Origin of the sequence: Noviherbaspirillum massiliense JC206 (assembly GCF_000312045.1) — a bacterium.
GTDB lineage: Bacteria > Pseudomonadota > Gammaproteobacteria > Burkholderiales > Burkholderiaceae_D > Noviherbaspirillum > Noviherbaspirillum massiliense.
In genome coordinates this window covers 403,720-424,058 of the sequence record NZ_HE978635.1, presented here as the reverse complement: position 1 = coordinate 424,058, position 20,339 = coordinate 403,720, and the positions used below count along the sequence as shown (strand labels likewise).

Annotated in this window: 13 protein-coding genes; 4 read left to right on the top strand and 9 right to left on the bottom strand. The window is 63.7% G+C overall.

What is annotated here, in order from left to right:
* Positions 1-76: 76 nt before the first annotated feature.
* Positions 77-829, bottom strand: a complete 753-nt coding sequence (locus HGHM_RS17580; protein ID WP_026076163.1) for a peptidylprolyl isomerase — start codon at positions 827-829, stop codon at positions 77-79.
* A gap of 645 nt (positions 830-1,474) precedes the next feature.
* On the opposite strand from HGHM_RS17580, the gene HGHM_RS17575 reads away from it, so the two are divergent.
* Entirely contained in the window at positions 1,475-1,807 is a 333-nt protein-coding gene (locus tag HGHM_RS17575) for a hypothetical protein (protein ID WP_019142876.1), read from the top strand.
* Between the two features lie 53 nt (positions 1,808-1,860).
* Here HGHM_RS17575 and HGHM_RS23280 read toward each other — a convergent pair whose 3' ends face one another.
* From HGHM_RS23280 to HGHM_RS17555, 4 genes are all read right to left on the bottom strand, one after another.
* The gene (locus HGHM_RS23280; RefSeq protein ID WP_019142875.1) at positions 1,861-2,001 is read right to left on the bottom strand and encodes a hypothetical protein; all 141 of its coding nucleotides are present in this window, start codon (positions 1,999-2,001) and stop codon (positions 1,861-1,863) included.
* A 256-nt stretch (positions 2,002-2,257) separates the two neighbouring features.
* Complete coding sequence (locus HGHM_RS17565) at positions 2,258-3,559, bottom strand: ABC transporter ATP-binding protein (RefSeq protein WP_019142874.1); 1,302 nt, start codon at positions 3,557-3,559, stop codon at positions 2,258-2,260.
* Positions 3,560-3,568: 9 nt separating this feature from the next.
* Positions 3,569-5,302 carry an ABC transporter permease gene (locus HGHM_RS17560; RefSeq protein WP_026076161.1) on the bottom strand — a complete coding sequence of 578 codons (1,734 nt, stop codon included), beginning with the start codon at positions 5,300-5,302 and terminating at the stop codon, positions 3,569-3,571.
* A 449-nt stretch (positions 5,303-5,751) separates the two neighbouring features.
* The gene (locus tag HGHM_RS17555; RefSeq protein ID WP_019142872.1) at positions 5,752-6,447 is read right to left on the bottom strand and encodes a GntR family transcriptional regulator; all 696 of its coding nucleotides are present in this window, start codon (positions 6,445-6,447) and stop codon (positions 5,752-5,754) included.
* A 174-nt stretch (positions 6,448-6,621) separates the two neighbouring features.
* Here HGHM_RS17555 and HGHM_RS17550 point away from each other — a divergent pair, with 174 nt between their 5' ends.
* On the top strand, positions 6,622-7,863 hold the full coding sequence (locus HGHM_RS17550) for an allantoate amidohydrolase (protein ID WP_019142871.1): 1,242 nt from the start codon (positions 6,622-6,624) through the stop codon (positions 7,861-7,863).
* Between the two features lie 51 nt (positions 7,864-7,914).
* Positions 7,915-9,540, top strand: coding sequence for an HAL/PAL/TAL family ammonia-lyase (locus tag HGHM_RS17545; RefSeq protein WP_019142870.1), 1,626 nt, complete (start codon positions 7,915-7,917; stop codon positions 9,538-9,540).
* Between the two features lie 185 nt (positions 9,541-9,725).
* Here the strand turns inward: HGHM_RS17545 and HGHM_RS17540 are convergent, their stop codons facing one another.
* Positions 9,726-11,342, bottom strand: a complete 1,617-nt coding sequence (locus HGHM_RS17540) for a hypothetical protein (protein WP_019142869.1) — start codon at positions 11,340-11,342, stop codon at positions 9,726-9,728.
* Between the two features lie 155 nt (positions 11,343-11,497).
* Here HGHM_RS17540 and blaOXA point away from each other — a divergent pair, with 155 nt between their 5' ends.
* On the top strand, positions 11,498-12,331 hold the full coding sequence (blaOXA, locus tag HGHM_RS17535; protein ID WP_026076160.1) for a class D beta-lactamase: 834 nt from the start codon (positions 11,498-11,500) through the stop codon (positions 12,329-12,331).
* A gap of 122 nt (positions 12,332-12,453) precedes the next feature.
* Here blaOXA and HGHM_RS17530 read toward each other — a convergent pair whose 3' ends face one another.
* The 3 genes from HGHM_RS17530 to HGHM_RS17520 are packed head-to-tail and all read right to left on the bottom strand — an operon-like array spanning position 12,454 to position 20,317.
* Positions 12,454-13,896 (bottom strand): efflux transporter outer membrane subunit, encoded by a 1,443-nt coding sequence (locus HGHM_RS17530; RefSeq protein ID WP_020693864.1) that lies wholly within the window; start codon positions 13,894-13,896, stop codon positions 12,454-12,456.
* Complete coding sequence (locus tag HGHM_RS17525) at positions 13,893-17,237, bottom strand: efflux RND transporter permease subunit (RefSeq protein ID WP_019142866.1); 3,345 nt, start codon at positions 17,235-17,237, stop codon at positions 13,893-13,895. The genes HGHM_RS17530 and HGHM_RS17525 overlap by 4 nt, the downstream gene beginning before the upstream one ends.
* Positions 17,234-20,317, bottom strand: a complete 3,084-nt coding sequence (locus HGHM_RS17520; RefSeq protein ID WP_019142865.1) for an efflux RND transporter permease subunit — start codon at positions 20,315-20,317, stop codon at positions 17,234-17,236. The genes HGHM_RS17525 and HGHM_RS17520 overlap by 4 nt, the downstream gene beginning before the upstream one ends.
* Between the last annotated feature and the right edge of the window lie 22 nt (positions 20,318-20,339).

The window sequence follows — 20,339 nt, the reverse complement described above, 5'->3', positions numbered from 1 at the left end:
GCGGGTACAAGGCTTTCGTTGCGAAAAAGCCGCTGCGCCCCTTGAAGGGGTGGGAACAAGAACGGTGCCAGCATCACTACTTCGCCTCGATGATGTGTTCCTGCGCCCGCGCCATCAGCCAATCCTCGCGCAGCAGGCGCCGCACTTCGGTAGCGGTTTCCTCATCCAGACTGGCCGGATGTTTGCCATTCACCGCAAAGATTTCATAGAAAGACCGGTCGGGAGAAGGAAACGGGCCGAGCAGGTCGCCGGGCTCGGCGTTGAAGATCCTGGCTTCGATATCGGGCTTGAGGGAGCCGCGCAACACCTTGCCGATGACGCCTCCCTGTTCGCGGGTATCGGCCATGGAATGTTCCCGGGCCATCTCGGCAAAGCTGTCAGGGTCATCCTGCAGCACGGCGATCATTTCCTTCGCCTTGTTTTCGGCATCGAGGACGATATGGCTCACCTCGATGCTGTCGAACCTGGGGGAATGCAGCTTGAAGTAGTCTTCCACGGCCTGGTCGCTGCAGACCTGCGCCATCATTTTTTCCTGGTACAGGTTGTCGGTGATGAATGCCTCGAATTCATCGAGGCTGACACCGAGCGCATCGAGGTACTGGTTCATGTCGGCCGCCCGATGCAGTCCCTGCACCCTGCGGAACTGGTCGGCACGGTCCTGTATTTCCTGCGGCGAAACACTGATCCCCTGCTTCTTGGCCACACGCACCGTCAGCTTGTCCCGGACGAGTTGCTCGATCAGGCTGTCGAACTGGCCTGACAATTTCAGCAGCCGGACGAAATCTTCGGTGCCGATGACTTCATCGTCGATTCGAACAATTGCCGTCATTTCACCCGCTCCTCGGGACAGCATGCGCAGGCCGGGACTTTCCTTCATTCACGATGCCGGCTTCCGGGCCAAGAACTGCTTTATCTCCGGAAAATACCTGGCCATCTCGCTCGACCGACCGCGACAAATGCAAACTCAGTATAGTCGTCAATGATTCGCCGAATCGGGCAGCCTGGCTAGATAATTATCAAACTTTGCCGAGGATGAGGGGAAGCAAACGGATGGCAGAAACGTGTCGAAAGGCAATTGTTGCCGTTTCGGAGATAAAGCATTGCCGCTGGCACGGTTTTTCCTTCCCGGCGGAACTGTCACTATACGCCCTGTCTCCTCCACTATCTCCAAGAAGTGGGTTCAGCCCGCTGCCACATGGACAGCGGGCTTTTTTTTGCCTGCCCCCCGGAAACAGCAGCCGCAACCGGCTCTCTTTCCACCCTCGTTTCCGTACACGTTCCCCCCTTCTTTTTGCGGATCCGCTCTTGTGGAATTGCGATCTCGCAAGCGGTTCGACGGAGGGAAATTGCGTTCAAGCGAAGGCCTCGTCGTTCGCTTGAGCACGCTCAAGCTATCGCTTGAATCGGGGAGCAAATCCGGTATTTTGATTTCTAGCCTGTTGTCTTTACCGAGAATTGAAAAGGGATCAAGAAAATGGGGATACTGAGTGTGCAGGATACCGATGATGCCGTCTCCAGCATGATGGCGCTGCGCGGGATCCTGACGTCCGACCTGGAGGATGTGGAGCGCCTGCTGCGCCGGACTCTGCAAATTCCGGGGAATGGCGCGGAGGCTGAAGGCGAAGAAATGGAAGGGGAAAAACCTCTAGAGGTTTACCAGAGGGCGCGAACGACCTTGTTAAGCGGAATCGCCAGCATCGATGAAGTCCTGGCCTGGGTGCACCTGGTCGCGGCCAAGGATCCCGAAGGCAATGAGCTGGACTGCGTCCGCTCGCTGCCTTCGATGACCGTATCGCGACTGAGTTAGCGGTGTCAGTTGATGGAACAAAACCCTCAATCGCGGTCAGGCTGCCGCCGTCCCTATTGCGCGTCGATTCCCTGGTTCAGCCGCTCGGCCTTGGCCAGCAGAGCAGCAACCGATGCCGACTCGATGAGCTCGCTGGCATCCGCTTCCAGTTCATTTCCGTTGTACATCTCGCGGATAGTCAGAAGCAGCTCCATGACGACGCCGTATCGACATGCAGCTTCAACCAATAGTTCGAGTTGTTGAACCCTGACATCGACACGCGCCATTTTTGCCCTGTTGGGAAACTCATCTCTGTTTTGCTTGGTAGGATCTGCCTCGCAAGAGTTCCGCTGAGCGCGCAAGTTTTTTTACTGCCTGCGCGAGATCTGGCTGATTCGCGAGGTTCTTGTTTTCGCGGCATGCCGGCCGGTCCTGATCGGGAAACCGCTTGCCTCGGGAGAGCGGCAAGGGCTACTCCTCCTCCTCGTCCGGCAGCTTCAGGCGGCCAGTGTGGAAATCGTATTCGTACGCTTCTCCATAGCGCCCCCATTCGATGGCGACTTCCAGCACGCGCTTGGCTTCATCCGCCTTCATGAATTCTTCCAGCAATTGCAGGAACGGCTCTTCGGGCAGGCTGCCGGCTGGATCCTGTTCCAGGGCCTGGCGGATGTGCGCTGCCAGCGGCACATGGGTCAGCAATTGCTGGCCGAAGATTTCCTGCTTGAGCGCCTGATGCGCTTCCGCATACCGCTGGCCGAGCGGAGTCAGCGTGATATCCCCTTTTTCCACCTGCGCCAGCCCGAGCAGGGCCAGCGCTTCGCATGCCGGGAACAATTCCTCGTCCGACAGCTCCGCTTCCTCCGCCAGCCGCGGCAGGTCGGCGTGGCCACCGAAGGGCTCGTCGGCCAGCAATTCGAGCACGCCTTCGAGGCGGCTGATATCCGTCTCCGGCAGGCGGTAGCCCAGGTGCGTCTCCGGGACGGCGCTGCCGGCGGCTTCCACCACGGGACGCATCGTCATCAGACCGTAGACCTCGTCGACCAGGGCCCGGACCTCGATCGAATCGACGTCGCGCGGCCGCGGCAACTCGACCCTGACTTCGTTGTGCACCCGGCCCGGACTGCTGGAGAGGATGATGATGCGGTCCGCCATCATGACCGCTTCTTCGATATTGTGGGAGACGATCAGCATGCCCCGGGTCGGCATCCGCTTGCTCTCCCATAATTCCAGGATGTCGTCGCGCAGGGTCTCGCCGGTCAGCACATCCAGCGCGGAAAAGGCTTCATCCATCAAGAGCACGTCGGGATCGGTCACCAGCGCGCGCGCAATGCCCACCCGCTGCCGCATGCCCCCCGACAGCTCGCGCGGCAAGGCGCCGCCGAACCCGGCCAGGCCCATCAGTTCCAGCATCGCATCGGCACGCCTGGCGCGCTCTTCCGGTGGCACGCCTTGCGCTTCCAGCCCGAGTTCCACGTTCTGCTGCACGGTCAGCCAGGGAAACAGGGCAAAGGACTGGAACACCATCGCAATTCCGGCTGCCGGCCCGTAGATGGCCTGGCCGCGATAGACCGCGCGGCCCGCATCGGCCGGGATCAGGCCGGCCATGATGCGCAAGAGCGTGGACTTGCCCGAACCCGACTTGCCGAGCAGCGCAACGATCTCGCCTTCGGCGAGGGAAAAGTCGACATGGTCGAGCACCGTGCGCGGCGCGCCGTCGGCGGCACGGAAGGATTTCGACACGCCTTTCAATTCAATCAGGACCTTGGGGGTCACGATGCCTCCTCAACGGCTGCGGTCTTCTGCCAGCAGATAAAGCTTGCGCCAGAAAAACCGGTTCAACAACATGACGAAGATGCACATCACGCCGATGCCGAGCGCGATGCGGTGGAAATCGCCGGCATCGGTCATTTCCCGGATGTAGCTGCCCAGGCCGGCGGCAACCAGCGTCGTCTTGCCCCAGGTTACGTACTCAGCCACGATGCTGGCATTCCACGAGCCGCCGCTGGCGGTGATCGCCCCGGTGACATAGCTCGGAAACACCGCCGGCAGGTAGACCCGCTTCCATTTCAGCCAGCCTTTCAGGCCGAGATTGTCGGCCGCCAGCCGCAGCTCGCTCGGGATGGTCGATGCGCCAGCCACCACGTTGAACAGGATGTACCACTGGGTGCCGAACACCATGAGCGGACTGAGCCAGATATCGGGATTGAGCTTCAGGCGCGCCAGCGCGTACACCACCAGCGGGAACAACAGGTTGACCGGAAAGGCGGCGAGGAATTGCGCCACCGCCTGCACCCGCTGCGAATATTGCGGACGCAGGCCGAGCCAGACGGCAATCGGCACCCACACCACCGACGCCAGGGCGATCAGCAGCAGCACCCGCAGCAGCGTGATCATGCCGAGTACGATCACGTGCACCACTTCAGCCCAGCCGACATCGGCATGCACGAAGATCGCCAGCCGGTACAGCGCCAGCACGGCGGCGGCTGCCAGCAGCCCATCCCAGGCGCGCGCCCAGAATGGATGCGGCGCGCGTGGCGCCGTCCCGGGCGCGGTGCCGTCGGTGCGGCGGCCGAACCAGCCGAGGGCGCCGCGCAGCATGGCCCAGAAGCGGTCGGCGAGCGCACGGAACCAGCGGCTGCGGTGGCCCCAGTCCAGCAGCCAGGAGCGCTGCGCCGTATCACCCTGGGTTTCCTCAAAGCGGAACTTGTCCGCCCAGGCGAGCAAGGGCCGGAAGAACAGCTGGTCATACAGCAGGATCCCGGCAAGCATGGCGCCGATCGCCCAGGCGATCGCGGTGCCATTCCTGTCCTCGATCGCCACCGCGATATAGGCGCCGATGCCCGGCAGCTTGATGTCCTGCCCGGCCACCGAAATCGCTTCGGCCGCGACCAGGAAGAACCAGCCGCCGGACATCGACATCATCATGTTCCACAGCAGCCCCGGCATGGCGAACGGCAGTTCCAGCCGCCAGAAGCGCTGCCAGGCCGAGAGGCGGAAGATGCGGGCCGCTTCGCTGAGTTCCGGCGGCACGGTGCGGATCGACTGGTACAGGCTGAAGGCCATGTTCCAGGCCTGGGAAGTAAAGATAGCGAAGATCGCCGCGCATTCCACGCCCAGCACGTTGCCGGGAAACAGCGCGATGAAAGGCGCGATCGCGATCGCCTGAAAGCCGAGGATGGGCACCGACTGCAGAATGTCCAGCAGCGGGATCAGCGCTTTTTCCGCAGCCCGGTATTTCGCCGCAACGGCAGCGAAGATGAAGCTGAACAGGAGCGCGAAGCCGAGCGCCGTGAACATGCGCAGGATGGTGCGCAGCAGATAGTAAGGCAGGTTCTCCGGAGCGAGAGAGATCGGCGTCGGCACGCCGATCACGAAAGGCCGGCTCATCTGCATTGCGCCATAGGCGAGCGCGACCAGCACGCCAAGCACCAGCGGCAGCAGTATCCAGTCCCAGCGGTTGGGGGCGGTGCGCAGCAGGGAATGACCCGGCTGCCGGGGCATCGTCACTTCGGACATCTGCATATCCCTTTCGGGGACGATCCGGTTCTTCGCGGGAACCGTTGTCGGACGCTCAGTCTCGCAGGCACGGACGCTTTGTGCCGGGAGCTTGCGCATGCAGCCGTCGGCAAGCCTGCGCCGTGGCGGCGGTGTGTGGCCCGATCGAATAAGGAAGTGGGGGAAAGAACGGGCGCGATCCGGCCGAGCCCGATGCCACCACCTGCCATTGCGGCAAGGCAGCGGCAGGAAGGAACCTGCTGATTACCTTGTTCGCGTTCCGCCGATACAAGATCGACAACTGGAACCGTCCATCAAAAAACTCCGTTGAAATAAGCTGCGGATTCTACACCCGGGGTGTCGCCCGAAACAGGGATCGAGACGACAAGTACGAAAAAATCTGCGGTGAACGGTGCATCTTGCCTCGTCAACATGAACGCTTGCGCATCGCGTGCTTCTGCATCAGGCCGTCAGGCCAGCAGAGCGGCCACCAGATCCTTCTTCCTGTCTTCGACGGGCCCGTCGAATTGCAGCGCCGCCTCGACATGGTTCAGGTGTTCCAGCATCACTTGCACTGCGGCGTCGGCATCGCCCGTCTTCGCCGCCTTCAGGAAACGCACATGCTCGTCGGAAGAGCAAGCCGCGTCCCGCTCCGACTGGTACAGCATGGTGATCAGGGAACTGCGGCCGACCAGTTCGCTCAGGATATCCTTCAATACCTGGTTGCCGACCACGTCGGCCAGCAACAGGTGGAAATCGCCGAGCAGGCGGGAACGCACTTGCGAGTCGTCGCCCGAGAGCGCGGCATGCTCGGCCTTCAGATGGGCTTCCAGCTTGCGGTAGTCCGCGGGGCGGGCCGTGGCAACGAACTCGCGCGCCAGCGCCGCTTCGATGATGCGGCGCACGGCAAAGATCTCGCGCGCCTCGGCTTCGCCCGGCTGGCTCACGAAGGCGCCCTTGTCCGGAATGATGTCGATCAGCTTGTCCTTGGACAAGATCAGCAGGGCGGCGCGGATCTTGGTGCGGCTCACGGAATACAGGCGACTCAGCGCTTCTTCGCGCAACTTCGTTCCGGGCGGCAGCTTGCGCGCCGCGATGGCGGCGGCGATATCCTCCGCGATCTCTTTCGAGCTCCCCGGCTTGTCTTCTGAATCCGGCTTAGCCATACCAGCAAAATTCCTTTCAAACTTTCCGCAGCATGACGGCAAAGGCAGTCATCATACTCCGCCATGATGCCTGTCGAAGCCACTTTTCGACGCGCACACGGTCGTTATTGTATACAATAATTGGATACGATATTAGAATCCAATTTACCGAATCACTCTCTTGACGGAGCGCATATGGATGGCGACAACTCGCGCGGCACACTGATCATGCAATGGGCGGACGAACTCGCCCGCCACAGCGAATCCCCGGACTGGCTCACCCGAACCTATCTCACCAATGCCCATCACGGCGCCGCCGCCACGCTCACTGCCTGGATGCAGGAAGCAGGGATGATCGTGCGGCGCGATGCCGCAGGCAATGTCATCGGCCGCTACGAAGGCCTGACGCCGGATGCGCCCGCGCTCCTGACCGGCTCCCATTTCGACACCGTGCGCAACGCCGGCAAATACGACGGCAATCTCGGCATCCTCCTGCCGATCGCCTGCATCCGCGACTGGCACCGCCAGGGCAAGCGCTTTCCGTTCGCCATCGAAGTCATCGGCTTCGCCGAGGAAGAAGGCGTGCGCTTCAAGGCCACCCTGCTCGGCAGCCGCGCGATCGCCGGCACCTTCGATAACACCGTGCTGGACAAGCGCGACGATCAGGGCAAGACGATGCGCGAAGTGATGCGCGAAGCCGGTTTCGATCCGGCCGGGTTGCCGCAAGCTGCGCACAAGCCGGAAAACGTGCTGGCCTTCATGGAAGTGCATATCGAACAGGGACCGGTGCTGCTCGACGAAAACCTGCCGGTCGGCGTGGTCACCGCAATTTCCGGCGCTTCGCGCTTCCTGGTCACCGCGACCGGCCTCGCCGGCCACGCGGGCACGGTGCCGATGGGATTGCGGCGCGACGCGGCGATGACGGCCGCCGAAATCGGCCTCTACATCGAAAAGCGCTGTTCCGGCATTCCCGGGCTGGTCGGCACCGTCGGCCAATTCGATGTGCCGAACGGCGCTGCCAACGTGGTGCCGGGCAAGGCCGTATTCACCATCGACGTCCGGGCCGAAACCGACAACGTTCGCCTGGCTGCGGTGCGCGACGTGCTGGCGGAAATGCAGAACATCGCCGCGCGCCGCAAGGTCGCACTCGACATCAATCCCACCCACGAAGCGAAGAGTGTGCCTTGCGCACCCTGGCTGCAGGAGCAGCTGGGCAAGGCGATCGGCAGCTTCGGCCTGCCAGTGCGGCACCTGCCTTCCGGTGCCGGGCACGATGCGATGGCGATCGCGTCCATCACCGATGTCGCGATGCTGTTCGTACGCTGCGGCAACGGCGGCATCAGCCACCATCCGGACGAGACCATGACGGCGGAAGACGCGCAGATCGCTGCGAATGTGTTCAGCCGCTTTGTCGAGCATTTTGCGGCGAAGCGTTAAAGCCGCAACCGTACCAAACCATCAATATCAACCAGACACTCGGGAACAACAATGACCACCATCCTCATCGACGGCTTCACCCTCACTGCGGAACAAGTGATCCAGATCGCCCGCGACCCAAGCGTGAAAGTCGGGCTGGCGCAATCCTCGCGCGATGCGCTCAAGCAAAGCCGCGACTACATCGAAGCGACCTGGATGCATGACGAAGCGCCGATGATGTACAGCTTCAACACCGGCGTCGGCCTGCTCAAGGACACCCGCATCAAGGTCGAGAACATCGAACTGTTCCAGACTCAGATGATCAAGGCCCACGCCGCCGGCATGGGCGAGCCGTTCCCGGAAGAAGTCAGCCGCGCCACCATGCTCCTGCGCGCCAACGCCTTCGCTTCCAACTATTCCGCGCCACGCGCGGAAGTAGTGGATCGCCTGCTCGCCTTCCTGAATGCCGGCATCCATCCGATCATGCCGCAGAAGGGTTCGGTCGGCGCGTCCGGCGACCTGGCGCCGCTGGCTTACCTGGGCGCGGCGCTGGCTGGCTTCGAAGAAGCCGAGGTGATGTACAAGGGCAAGCGCATGAGCGCGCCGCAGGCGATCACCGAAGCCAGGATCGGCCCGGTCAAGTTCGAGCTCAAGGCCAAGGATGCCTCGGCCATCATCAATGGCTGCACCGTGTCGCTCGCGGTCGCGGTGCTCGCCGCACATGATGCGCGCAACCTGCTGTCGGATGCCTGCCTGTCGCTCGGCCTGACGCTGGAAGCGATGCGCGCGGAAATGTCGGCCTTCGACGACCGCATCCAGCAGGCGCGTCCCCATGCCGGCCAGATCAAGACCGCGGCGATCATCCGCAAGCTGTTGAAGGGTTCGACCCGCACCACGCATGAAGCGCGTGCCGTGCAATTCCCGGAAGAACTGCGCCGCACCGACATCCCCTACACGCCGCGCATCCAGGACGTCTATTCGCTGCGCTGCTCGCCGCAGGTGTACGGCCCGGTGTTCGACGCGCTCGATTACATCGATACCATCGTCGGCCGGGAAATCAATTCCGCCACTGACAACCCGCTGATCTTTTCCAAGGAAGGCGGCGGCTTCGAGATCATCTCCGGCGGCAATTTCCACGGCCAGTACCTGGCGCAGGCGATGGACTTGCTGGCAATGGCCGTTACCGACCTCGGTAGCATCTGCGAGCGACGCATTGCCCGCCTGATCGACCCGACCCTGTCCTGGGGCCTGCCGCGCAACCTGATGAGCGGCATCCGCGGCGTCAACACCGGCTATCCCGTGGTGCAATGCTCGATGAGCGCGCTGGTGATGGAAAACCGCACCCTCTGCATGCCGGGCAGCGTCGACAGCATCCCGGCCAAGGGTAACAGCGAAGACCACATCTCGAACTCGACCTGGTGCTCGCGCAAGGCAGCGACCATCGTTGCCAACACCCAGTACATCATCGGCGTCGAGATGCTGTTCGCCGCACAGGCCCTGACCATGACCGAGTCCCTGCTGCCGGGCTTCGTGCTCGGGGAAGGCACGCAGGCCGCCTACGATGAAGTACGGCGCCAGATCCCGGCCTGCCTCGACGGCGACCGCTGGTTCCACAACGACATCCAGGTGGCACGATCCTTCGTCACCAGCGGCTCGGTGCGCGCTGCGGTGGAGAAGAAGATCGGCAAGTTCGCCTGATCGATCCCTGCAGGACCATTAGTTCCGGCACGGAAGAGCAAAGCGGGTGCGGGGATCGGGTCCCTGCACCCGCTTTTTCATTCAGGCACCTTGTTAAACGGCAGGAACCGGGGCACGCCATACGGACTGTGCCAATACTTGGGCAGTCGCGACACCGGTGTACACCACGTGGCCAAGGCTATAGATCAGCGCTTGTCGCTGCCACTTTCCGTCACGGACTTCATTGCTTCCTTCGCAGCCATCTGCAAAACGTCCGGGAAGGTCTTCAGGTTTTCGCTGAAGAAGCGCCGCTCCGTCGGCTGCAGCGTCGTCAACAGCCTTGCGAGCTGTTCCACAGCGAAATAAGCTTCCTTGCACAAGCCTTGCTCATGCACTGAATACCAGGCGAATTCCAGCAGCAGATTGGCAAGCTGCAGCGGACCATAAATGGCACGGCCAGCCTCATGCTCTTCCAGAGCAAAAGCTGCGACACGAGACCAATCGACATAGCCCTTCGCCGGAGAGAATGGTGCATGGAAAGGGCGTGTCGCATCCAGGACCTGCCTCACTGTCAGCGGCGACTGTGCGCGAAAGTCTTCCACGGCGATTTTCTGCTTTCCGATCCGACAACAGCCGCGCACGATCCGCAACAGGAAAATCGTATTCCAAGCCGAATCCCCGCCGACACCAAATCGATCGCAGATCCACTCCGACAGGCCTAGCCAGCGCAATGCCTGCGTCTGGACTGCCTCTGCACTCTGCCCTTGCGGCATTTCGATCAATCCGTTCTGCCAGCATAGCCATAGCGTCAGGCCGATGTTGGCGGCGACATCCTGCGCGGCCTCGATCGAATCAGCCTCATAAGCTGCCTGGAGCGCTTCCGAAAAACCGGATATCGCCTGGGCCGCGGACTGTACCCGCTCATCCCGATCGGCGCGCCGCTGATTCAAGGCCGTGGCTTTATGCAGCAGCGCTCGAAGATTGAGATACTCGAAGCGTACTCGAGGGTTATAGCGAATGACTAGGCACAGCTCCGAATCTGCCGTGAGACGGTCCAGTTCGGCATGGGCAGCAACCAGCTTGCCGCGGTTATACGAATTCCATCCGCGCGCGATGTGCGCCATCGCGGCAAGAGTTGGCATCGACGCGGACACTTCGGACCTCCCGAGATGCCGGCCGAGGCGATCAAGGGCCTGCTCGCTACGCTCCAGGACACCTTGCTTGCGCCATGCAAGGCTTTCCTTCAATACCGACAGCGCTGCCTGGAAATCGTCTTGCGCGGACTGCTGCGCTGCGCGGAAGCTGTCCGCCACATTGGCTTCCGACACAATCGGGAAGCCATCCCGTGCCACCCGCATCGCGTGGGTCAGATGGTTCCAATAAGTGACATCCTGCATCGCATAGCTGACCGGGTCGGGCCTCCTCCGTTCTGCCGGGTCGCGACCCAGAAACCTGGCTATAGCGGACAAGTCTGCATCCTTGCCGCTGACCTGGATTCGCAACCGTCCCGCACTGGCTGCGTCCATCCAGAATGGGCCTTGACTGCGCCGCATTGGAGAGAGCAGCGCAGGCGTACGCGTACGGTCATGGCCCCACCCGATCGCGACTCCCCATGCTGCAAAATCCGCAAAGGCCCGGGAGACCAGCATGCGCAGATTGGCATTACCCGGAAAGCGCGCCAGTACCGCCGATGCCGGCACGCTGGAATTGTCAGTTCGCTGTGCATAAAAGACGGCGAGAAGCAGCCAGAGCGACTGGTATCGAGCAGGTCTGCCGTTCACCCGGCATGGGGGCAAGAGGTCGATCTTGATGGAAGACATCATCACTATGGCAATGGCAAGTCCGAATTCGAGCAGCTTGTGATGTTACAGTGGTTACGCTTCGGTGGTTGGCCGGTTGCGGTTCGCGTTCTATCCTTTCCGTCGCATTAAGCTCAAGCGCTTCGTCCTATGGAACAGCATTTTTGAAAGGGAATGACATGCAACGAATAATTCGGCTCTTGCTTGCAATGGCTGCCACTGGCATCACACTGTTTGCCTCGACCGCCAATGCGGACGGCGTAGCGGCGAAACATCGTGTTGATATCGCAGCCATATTCGACAAGGCGCATGTGCAAGGCACCTTTGTCCTCTTGGACGCGCAGACAGGACACTACCTGCGTCATAACCGGGAACGGGCGAGGACGAGGTTTCTGCCCGCGTCCACCTACAAGATCCCGAATTCCCTGATCGCACTGGAATCCGGAGTCGCCACCGGGCCGGAGTTCGCGCTCAGCCGAAACGAGGCGGTCGCTCCTCGCCAGCCGTGGTGGCCGGCCGCCTGGAACCGGGACCACACCCTACGGACGGCGCTGAAGGACTCGGTCGTCTGGTACTACCAGGAACTTGCACGACGCATCGGACCGGAGCGCATGCAGTCATATGTCGACCAGTTCGGATATGGCAACCGCAACATATCCGGCGGCATTGACCGGTTCTGGCTCACCGGCGCCCTGCGCATTTCCGCCGATGAGCAAGTCGATTTCTTACGGCGCTTCTATTTCGGGAAACTGGGCGTGTCCGAACGCACAACCCGCATCGTCAAGGACATGCTGGTGCTGGAAGAAACCCCTTCGTACCGACTCAGCGGCAAGACCGGATGGGCCGGATTAGGTGATCCTTCCGCACCGCAGGTCGGATGGCTTGTCGGCTATCTGGAGCGGGAGGGACAGGTGCATTTCTTTGCCACCAATGTGGAGATCAGGAATAACGAAGATGCTGCTGCACGCCTTTCGATCACGAAGGCCATCCTGCACGACCTGGGACTGATGTAAAGCGGATATCGCAGCAGGCTCGCCGCACGGTGGCCGCTGATGCGATTTCGACTTCACCACATGCCATCGGCACACGGCCTTGCGTTTGTCGCCATGTCGGACAATGCGCGGTCCGGCAACGGCTACTGCGCCACCTGCCAGCCGCCGCCCAGCGCCTGGATCAGGGCAATCGCGGCTGCCTGGCGGTTGGCCTGGACCTGCACCAGGGCGCGCCGTGCGGACAGCGCCGTCACTTGGGCGGTGACGACATCGGTGTACACCACCTGGCCGGCGCTATAGCGGTTCAGCATCTGCGCTTCCGCCTCGTCGGCTGCGCGCGACGCCTCGCGCCGCAATTCCTCCTGCCGTGCCAGCGTCTGGATGGCAGCCAGCTGGTCTTCCACACCCTGGAATGCGGTGAGCACGGTCTGCCGGTAGATAGCGACGGCCTGCTCGTGCGCAGCCCGCGCGCCTGCCACCCGCGCCCGAGTGGCGCCGGCATCGAACAGCGTCTGCGCCGCGGACAGCCCCAGCGACCACAGGCTGGTCGGCGCCGAGAACAGGTCGGCGACGCGGCTGGCCGTGCTGCCGTAGGAAGCGCTCAGGAGGAAACTCGGGTAATACGCGGCCTGGGCAATGCCGATGTTCTCGTTGGCCACGGCCACGCGGCGCTCGGCGGCCGCGATATCGGGCCGCCGCTGCAACAGCGCGGAAGGCAGGCCGACCGGCACCTGCGGCACCGAAATATTCCATGCGGCAGGCGCGAGCGTGAAATCGCCCGGCGCCTTCCCGACCAATACCGCGATGGCATGCTCGAGCTGGGCGCGCTGGCGGGATACGTCTTCATAGTCGGCCTGCGCACTCGCCAGCTGGGTCTGCGACTGCAACAGATCGGTCTTCGGCGCAATGCCGGCGTTGTAGCGATTCCGCGTGATCTGCAATACCCGCTGGTAGCCGGCGATGGTGTCGCGCAGGAGGGTCAGTTGTGCATCAGCCGCACGCAGCGAAAAATAATTCAGTGCGAGTTCTCCCTGCGCCGACAGGCGGGCTGACGCGAGATCGGCTTCGCTTGCCTGGGCGCTGGCGCCGGCGCTCGCAACGGCGCGATGCAGCCGGCCCCAGACGTCGGGTTCCCAACTGCCGCCTATGCTCGCCTGGTAACTGGTGCCGCTGCGGCTGCTCGCCGTTGCCGTGCCGGTGCCGCCACGGGTGCCCGAGCGGCTGGCATCCGCATTCAGCGACACTTCCGGGAACAGCGCCGCGCGCTGCTGTCCGACCAGCGCGCGCGCCTGCGCATACGCGGCGGCGGCGGCGGCGACATTCTGGTTGGAGACTTCGACGGCAGCCGCCAGCTCGTTCAATGCCGGGTCGCCAAACAGCGTCCACCATTCGCCGCGGTCGAATGCATCCGCGGGCGCAGCCTGCACCCATCCCTGGGCTTCCTTGAAGGCGGCCGGCACGGCAGCTGCGGGCTGCTGGTATTGCGGGCCAACGGCACAACCGGCCATGCCGCACAGGCAGAGGGCCAGCACCAGGGACCGTGGACGCAGGGACAGGGATGCAGGCAAGCGCAGGGATCGATTCATGGAGTCTGTAAGCCTTCGGCCGCGTTGCGGCTCAATTGTTGTTCGCTCGGGCTGCGCCGGCGCAGCTTGTCGAGCAGGAGATAGACGACCGGCGTGGTGAGCAGTGTCAGGACCTGGCTGGCGATCAGGCCGCCGATGATGGCGATGCCGAGCGGCCGGCGCAGCTCGGAACCCTCGCCGAAGCCGATCGCCAGCGGCAGCGCGCCGAGGGCGGCCGCCAGCGTGGTCATGAGAATGGGGCGAAAACGCAGCAGGCAGGCTTCGCGCACGGCTTCAAAGGGAGACAGGCCGCGCGCGCGCTCCGCCTGCAGCGCGAAATCGATGATCAGGATCGCATTCTTTTTCACGATGCCGATCAGCAGGAATACGCCGATCAGGGCAATGATCGAGAATTCCATCTTGAACAGCAGCAGCGCAAGCACCGCACCGACGCCGGCCGACGGCAAGGTCGACAGCACTGTCACCGGGTGCACCAGGCTTTCGTACAGCACGCCGAGCACGATGTAGATCACCACCAGGGCGGCGGCGATCAGCAGCGGCTGCTGGCCCTGCGATTCCTGGTAGCTGCGCGCCGTGCCGGCAAAGCTGCCGCGCACATTGGTCGGCATGGCGATCGCAGCTTCCGCTTCGCGCACTGCCGCCTGGGCATCGCTCAGCGTCGCGCCTTCGGCCAGGTTGAAGGAGATGGTGGTGGACAGCTCGCCGTCCTCATGGCTGATCGAACTCGAGGTGGAACTCTCGGCGAAGCGGGCGAAGGCGGACAGCGGCACCATGGTAGTCGGCGCGGTGCTCAGGGCCTGCCCGCTCGACTGGTCGCGCAGGCCGGGATTGATGACGGCATTGCCGCTCGCGGCCGCGGTACCGCTGGTGCTGCCGGTGCTGTTCGCGCCAGTGGTGCTGGACACCACCGCGCTGGAGCCGGTGCCGGTTGCAGAGTTGGCTGCCGCTCCAGTGGCCGCGCCGGCCGTGCCGCTTCCCGTCGGGCCGGTGGCGGCAGTGCCCTTGGCCGGGACATACACATCGTTCAGGGATTCCGGGCTGCGCGCATACTTCGGCGCGACTTCCATGATCACGTGGTACTGGTTGAGCTCGTCGTAAATCGTCGCCACCTGGCGCTGTCCGAAGCTGTTGTAGAGCGCATTGTCGACGTCGCGCGCGCTCAGGCCCAGCCGCGCCGCCGCATTGCGGTCGACGGTGACGAAGGTTTCGACGCCGCTGTCTTCCTGGTCGGTGTCGACATCGACCAGCGCACTCTGCTGCTTCATCGCATCGGCCAGCTTCAGCGCCCAGGTCTTGAGGTCCGCGCTGCTGTCGCTCTTGAGCGTGTACTGGTAGGTGGAATTGCTCTGGCGTGAACCCATGCGCACACCCTGCACCGGGTTCAGGAACAGGCTCACGCCCGATATGCGGGCAAGTTGCGGCCGCAGGCGCGCGATCACCGCCTGTCCGCTCTCCTTGCGCTGGTCAAGCGGCTTCAGGTTGATGAACAGGAAGCCGCCGCCGGCGCGGCTGCCGCCGGTGAAGCCCACGACGGTGTCGACCGCCGGATCGCGATGAATGATGTCGACCATCTGGCGCAACTTGCCCTGCATCGCCTGGAAGGAAATGCTGCGGTCGGCACGCAGGCCGCCGCTCAGCTGGCCGGTATCCTGTTGCGGGAAGAAACCCTTGGGCGCGGCAATGAAGAGATAGACGTTCAGGCCGACCACCGCGACGAGGATGAACAGCACCAGCCAGCGATGATGCAAGGCCCAGTCCAGGCTGTGCTCGTAGCTGCGCTGCACCCGGCCGAAGCTGCGCTCGAAGAAGCGCGCCACGCGGCCGGGCCGGCGTGCCTCGTTGCCCTCGCCGCCGCGCTTGAGCAGCCAGGCGCACATCATCGGCGTGGTGGTGAGTGAAATCACCATCGAGATCAGGACCGCCGCCGACAGGGTCACCGCGAATTCGCGGAACAGCCGGCCGACCTGCCCGCCCATGAACAGCAGCGGAATGAAGACCGCCACCAGCGACAGGCTGATCGACAGCACGGTGAAGCCGACCTCGCGCGCGCCGAGCAGAGCGGCGCGGAAGCGATCCATGCCCTGCTCGATGTGGCGGCTGGTGTTCTCCAGCACCACGATTGCGTCGTCGACCACGAAGCCGGTCGCCACCGTCAGCGCCATCAGGCTGAAATTATTGAGGCTGAAGCCGAGCAGGTACATCACGCCGAAGGTGGCCAGCAGCGATACCACCGTCGCCACCGCCGGCACGATGGTCGCGCGCAGGCTGCGCAGGAATACGCTCACCACCAGCACCACCAGCGCCACCGAGATCAGCAGGGTGACTTCGATTTCATGCAGGGAAGCACGAATCGAATTGGTGCGGTCGGACGCCACGCGCAGCTGCACATCCTGCGGCAGCTGCGCCTGCAGTTCCGGCAGCAGCGCGCGCACGCCATCCACAGTCTCGATCACGTTCGCACCCGGCTGCTGGGTGACCAGCACGATCACCGCCGGCTCGCCATTGAACAAGCCGAGGGTATGCGTGTCTTCCACCCCGTCGACCACTTCCGCCACATCGGCCAGACGGACCGGCGCGCCGTTGCGCCATGCCACCACCAGCCCGCGGTAATCCGCGGCGCGCGGGCGGCCGCTACCGGCGCCCGCCTGGGTATAGATCTGCAGCCGGCGCCCGTTGCCTTCGAGCGCGCCCTTGGGCCGGTTCGCAGTGCTTGCCTGGATCGCGGCGCGCACGTCTTCCATGCTCAGGCCATAGCTGTTGAGTGCAAAGGGAATCATTTCCACCCGCACCGCCGGCAGCGAGCCGCCACCGATCTCGACATCGCCCACGCCCGGCACCTGTGCAAGTTTCTGCTGCACCAGATTCGACACTTCCTCGTACACCTGCCCGGGCGAGCGCGTCTTCGACGTGAGCGCAAGAATGATCACGGGCGCAGCGGCGGGATTCACCTTACGGTAAGTCGGATTGCTTTTCAGGGTGGCCGGCAGGTCGGCGCGGCTGGCGTTGATGGCTGCCTGCACCTCGCGCGCGGCGGCATCGATCTGGCGGCTGAAGTCGAATTGTAGGCTGATGCGGGTCGAACCGGTGCCGCTGCTCGACGTCATTTCATTCACGCCCGCAATCACCCCCAGCCGCCGCTCCAGCGGCGTGGCCACGCTGGTCGCCATGGTTTCCGGGCTGGCGCCGGGCAGCGATGCGCTGACCGAGATGACGGGGAAATCGACCTGGGGCAGCGGCGATACCGGCAGCACGAAGAAGCCGGCAATGCCGGCCAGCGCGAGGCCGATGGTCAGCAGCACCGTGGCCACCGGCCGTCGGATGAAGGGTCCGGACAGGTTCACTGTGCCACTCCGCTTTCCAGCCTGCCCGCCCGGCGCCGCGTCAGGCGGTCGAAGGCGAGATAGATCACCGGCGTGGTGAACAGGGTCAGCATCTGGCTGACGATCAGTCCGCCGAAGATGGCCAGGCCAAGCGGCCGCCGCAGTTCCGCGCCCTCGCCCCAGCCCAGCATCAGCGGCACCGCGGCGAACAGGGCGGCGAAGGTGGTCATCAGGATCGGCCGGAAGCGCAGCAGCGCCGCCTGGTGGATGGCTTCGCGCGGCGACTTGCCTTCATTGCGCTCGGCATCGATGGCGAAGTCGATCATCATGATGGCATTCTTTTTCACAATGCCGATCAGCAGGATGATGCCGATGATGCCGATCACGCCCAGGCCCTGCCCGCTGACCATCAGCGCCAGCAAGGCGCCGACGCCGGCCGACGGCAGGGTCGACAGGATCGTCACCGGGTGGATGTAGCTTTCGTACAGCACGCCGAGCACGATATACACGCATACCACAGCGGCGAGGATCAGCCACAGCTGGTTGGTCAGCGACGCCTGGTAGGCACCGGCGGCGCCGAGGAAGGTCAGGGACACGCTGGAGGGCATGCCGATGTCTTTCGCCGCCTGGCGGATCGCATCGACGGCATTGCCAAGCGACACGCCGGGTGCGGTGTCGAAGCCGAGCGTGGTCGCCGGATACTGCGCCACGTGCGTGATCTGCAGCGGCGCCGGGCGTTCGCTGATGTTGGCCAGCGCCGACAGCGGCGTCGCCTTGCCGGAGCCGGTGCGCAGCGGCAGCAGCCCGAGCGATTCCGGAGTGGTCAGCAGATCCGGGCGGGCTTCGAGGATCACGCGGTACTGGTTGGTTTCGGTAAAGATGGTGGACACGATGCGCTGGCCGAAGGCGCTGTAGAGCGCATCGTCGATCGAGGCTGCAGTGACCGATAGCCTCGAAGCGGTATCGCGGTCGATGTTGACATAGGCAGCCAGCCCGGTCGCGCCGGCATCCGACACCACGTTGCGCAACTGCGGGACGGCGCGCAGGTGCTGCGCCAGCTTGTCGGCCCATTGCACCACAGTCGCATTGTCGGCACCTTCGAGCGAGACCCGGTACTGGGTCGGACCGGATTCGGCATCGATGGTGAGGTCCTGGGTCGGCTGGAGATACATCGTCAGGCCCGGGATGTGGCCGACGCGCTCGCGCAGCCGGTCCATGGTTTCCTGCTGCGAGCCGGTACGCTCGCGCTTGAGGTTGATCAGCATGCTGCCGGTATGCAGCATGGTGTTGTTGGCCGCATCCACACCGACCACCGAACTCAGGGTATCGACGTCCGGGTCCTCGAGGATGGCGCGCGCGGCTTCCTGCTGCAGCTCGGCCATGCGCGCATAGGAAACCGAAGTCGCGGTTTCGATGCGGGCCTGCAGCTGGCCGGTGTCCTGCACCGGGAACAGGCCCTTGGGAATCATCACGTACATCAGCGCGGTCAGTACCAGCGTGGCAACGGCCACCACCAGCGTCACCCCCTGGTGCGCCAGCACCGTCTGCAACGCAGTGTCGTAGCGCGCGATCACGCGGTCGAACGCACGCTGCAGCCTGCTTTCCTTCTTGCCATGCTCGCCCGGGCCGCGCAGCCAGCGGCCCGACATCATCGGCACCAGCGTCAGCGACACCACGGCCGAAATCAGGATGGTGATGGACAGGGTCACGGCGAATTCGCGGAACAGCCGTCCCACCACGTCGCCCATGAACAGCAGGGGAATCAGCACCGCGATCAGCGACACCGTGAGCGAAATGATGGTGAAGCCGATCTGCTTCGAGCCTTTCAGCGCGGCGGCCATCGGCTTTTCGCCTTCCTCGATGTAGCGCGCGATGTTTTCGATCATCACGATCGCATCGTCGACCACGAAGCCGGTGGCGATCGTCAGAGCCATCAGGCTGAGATTGTTCAGGCTGTAGCCGAGCAGGTACATCACGCCGCAGGTACCGATCAGCGAAATCGGCACGGCCAGGCTCGCAATCACCGTCGCCCGCAGGTCATGCAGGAAAGCAAAGATCACGAGCACCACCAGTACCACTGCCAGCACCAGCTCCAGCTCCACGTGCTCGACCGAGGCGCGGATGCCGTTAGTTCGGTCGCTCAGCACATCAACCCGCACGCTCGCCGGCAGCCCGGCCTGGAGTTCCGGCAGGCGCGCCTTGATCGCGTCGACCGTCTGGATCACGTTGGCGCCCGGCTGGCGCTGCACGTTCAGGATGATCGCCGGCTTCAGTCCCGACCAGGCGCCGAGCCGGACGTTTTCCGCGCTGTCGACCACCTGCGCCACGTCCGTCATGCGCACGGGCGCACCATTGCGGTAGGCAACGATCAGGTTTTTGTAATCGTCCGCGGTGAGCAGCTGGTCATTGGCATTGATGGAATAGGAACGGGTCGGACCATCGAAGCTGCCCTTGGCGCTGTTGGCATTGGCGGCGGTGATCGCGGTGCGCAGGGTGTCGAGCCCGAGCCCGTAGGAAGCGAGCGCCTGGGTATTGGCCTGGATCCGTACCGCCGGGCGCTGCCCGCCCGAGAGGGTGACCAGGCCGACGCCGGACACCTGGCTGATCTTCAGCGCCAGGCGGGTGTTGACGAGGTTCTGCACCTCGGTCAAAGGCAGGGTGTCGGAAGTGATGGCGAGAGTCAGCACCGGCGCGTCGGCGGGATTGACCTTCGCATAAACCGGCGGCGCCGGCAGGTCGGCCGGCAGCAGCGAACTGCCGGCATTGATCGCCGCCTGCACTTCCTGCTCGGCGACATCGAGCGTTTCGCCGAGCGCGAACTGCAGGGTGACGATGGATACGCCGGCGGCGCTGGTCGAACTCATGCGCTGCAGGCCCGACATCTGGCCGAACTGGCGCTCCAGCGGCGCGGTGACGGTCTGGGCCATCACTTCCGGGCTGGCGCCGGGATACAGGGTCTGTACCTGGATCGTCGGGAAGTCGACCTGCGGCAATGCCGACAGCGGCAGGAAGCGGAAGGCAATGGCGCCGGCCAGCACGATCGCCAGCATCAGGAGCGAGGTCGCCACCGGGCGCATGATGAAGGGACGGGACGGGCTCATGACTTGCCTCCCGCTTCAGGCT

Bases quoted from the DNA above. Each gene is read 5' to 3' on its own strand.
- HGHM_RS17580 (WP_026076163.1), bottom strand. From the start codon at position 829: ATGACGGCAATTGTTCGAATCGACGATGAAGTCATCGGCACCGAAGAT.
- HGHM_RS17575 (WP_019142876.1), top strand. From the start codon at position 1,475: ATGGGGATACTGAGTGTGCAGGATACCGATGATGCCGTCTCCAGCATG.
- HGHM_RS23280 (WP_019142875.1), bottom strand. From the start codon at position 2,001: ATGGAGCTGCTTCTGACTATCCGCGAGATGTACAACGGAAATGAACTG.
- HGHM_RS17560 (WP_026076161.1), bottom strand. From the start codon at position 5,302: ATGTCCGAAGTGACGATGCCCCGGCAGCCGGGTCATTCCCTGCTGCGC.
- HGHM_RS17555 (WP_019142872.1), bottom strand. From the start codon at position 6,447: ATGGCTAAGCCGGATTCAGAAGACAAGCCGGGGAGCTCGAAAGAGATC.
- HGHM_RS17550 (WP_019142871.1), top strand. From the start codon at position 6,622: ATGGATGGCGACAACTCGCGCGGCACACTGATCATGCAATGGGCGGAC.
- HGHM_RS17545 (WP_019142870.1), top strand. From the start codon at position 7,915: ATGACCACCATCCTCATCGACGGCTTCACCCTCACTGCGGAACAAGTG.
- HGHM_RS17540 (WP_019142869.1), bottom strand. From the start codon at position 11,342: ATGATGTCTTCCATCAAGATCGACCTCTTGCCCCCATGCCGGGTGAAC.
- blaOXA (WP_026076160.1), top strand. From the start codon at position 11,498: ATGCAACGAATAATTCGGCTCTTGCTTGCAATGGCTGCCACTGGCATC.
- HGHM_RS17530 (WP_020693864.1), bottom strand. From the start codon at position 13,896: ATGAATCGATCCCTGCGCTTGCCTGCATCCCTGTCCCTGCGTCCACGG.
- HGHM_RS17520 (WP_019142865.1), bottom strand. From the start codon at position 20,317: ATGAGCCCGTCCCGTCCCTTCATCATGCGCCCGGTGGCGACCTCGCTC.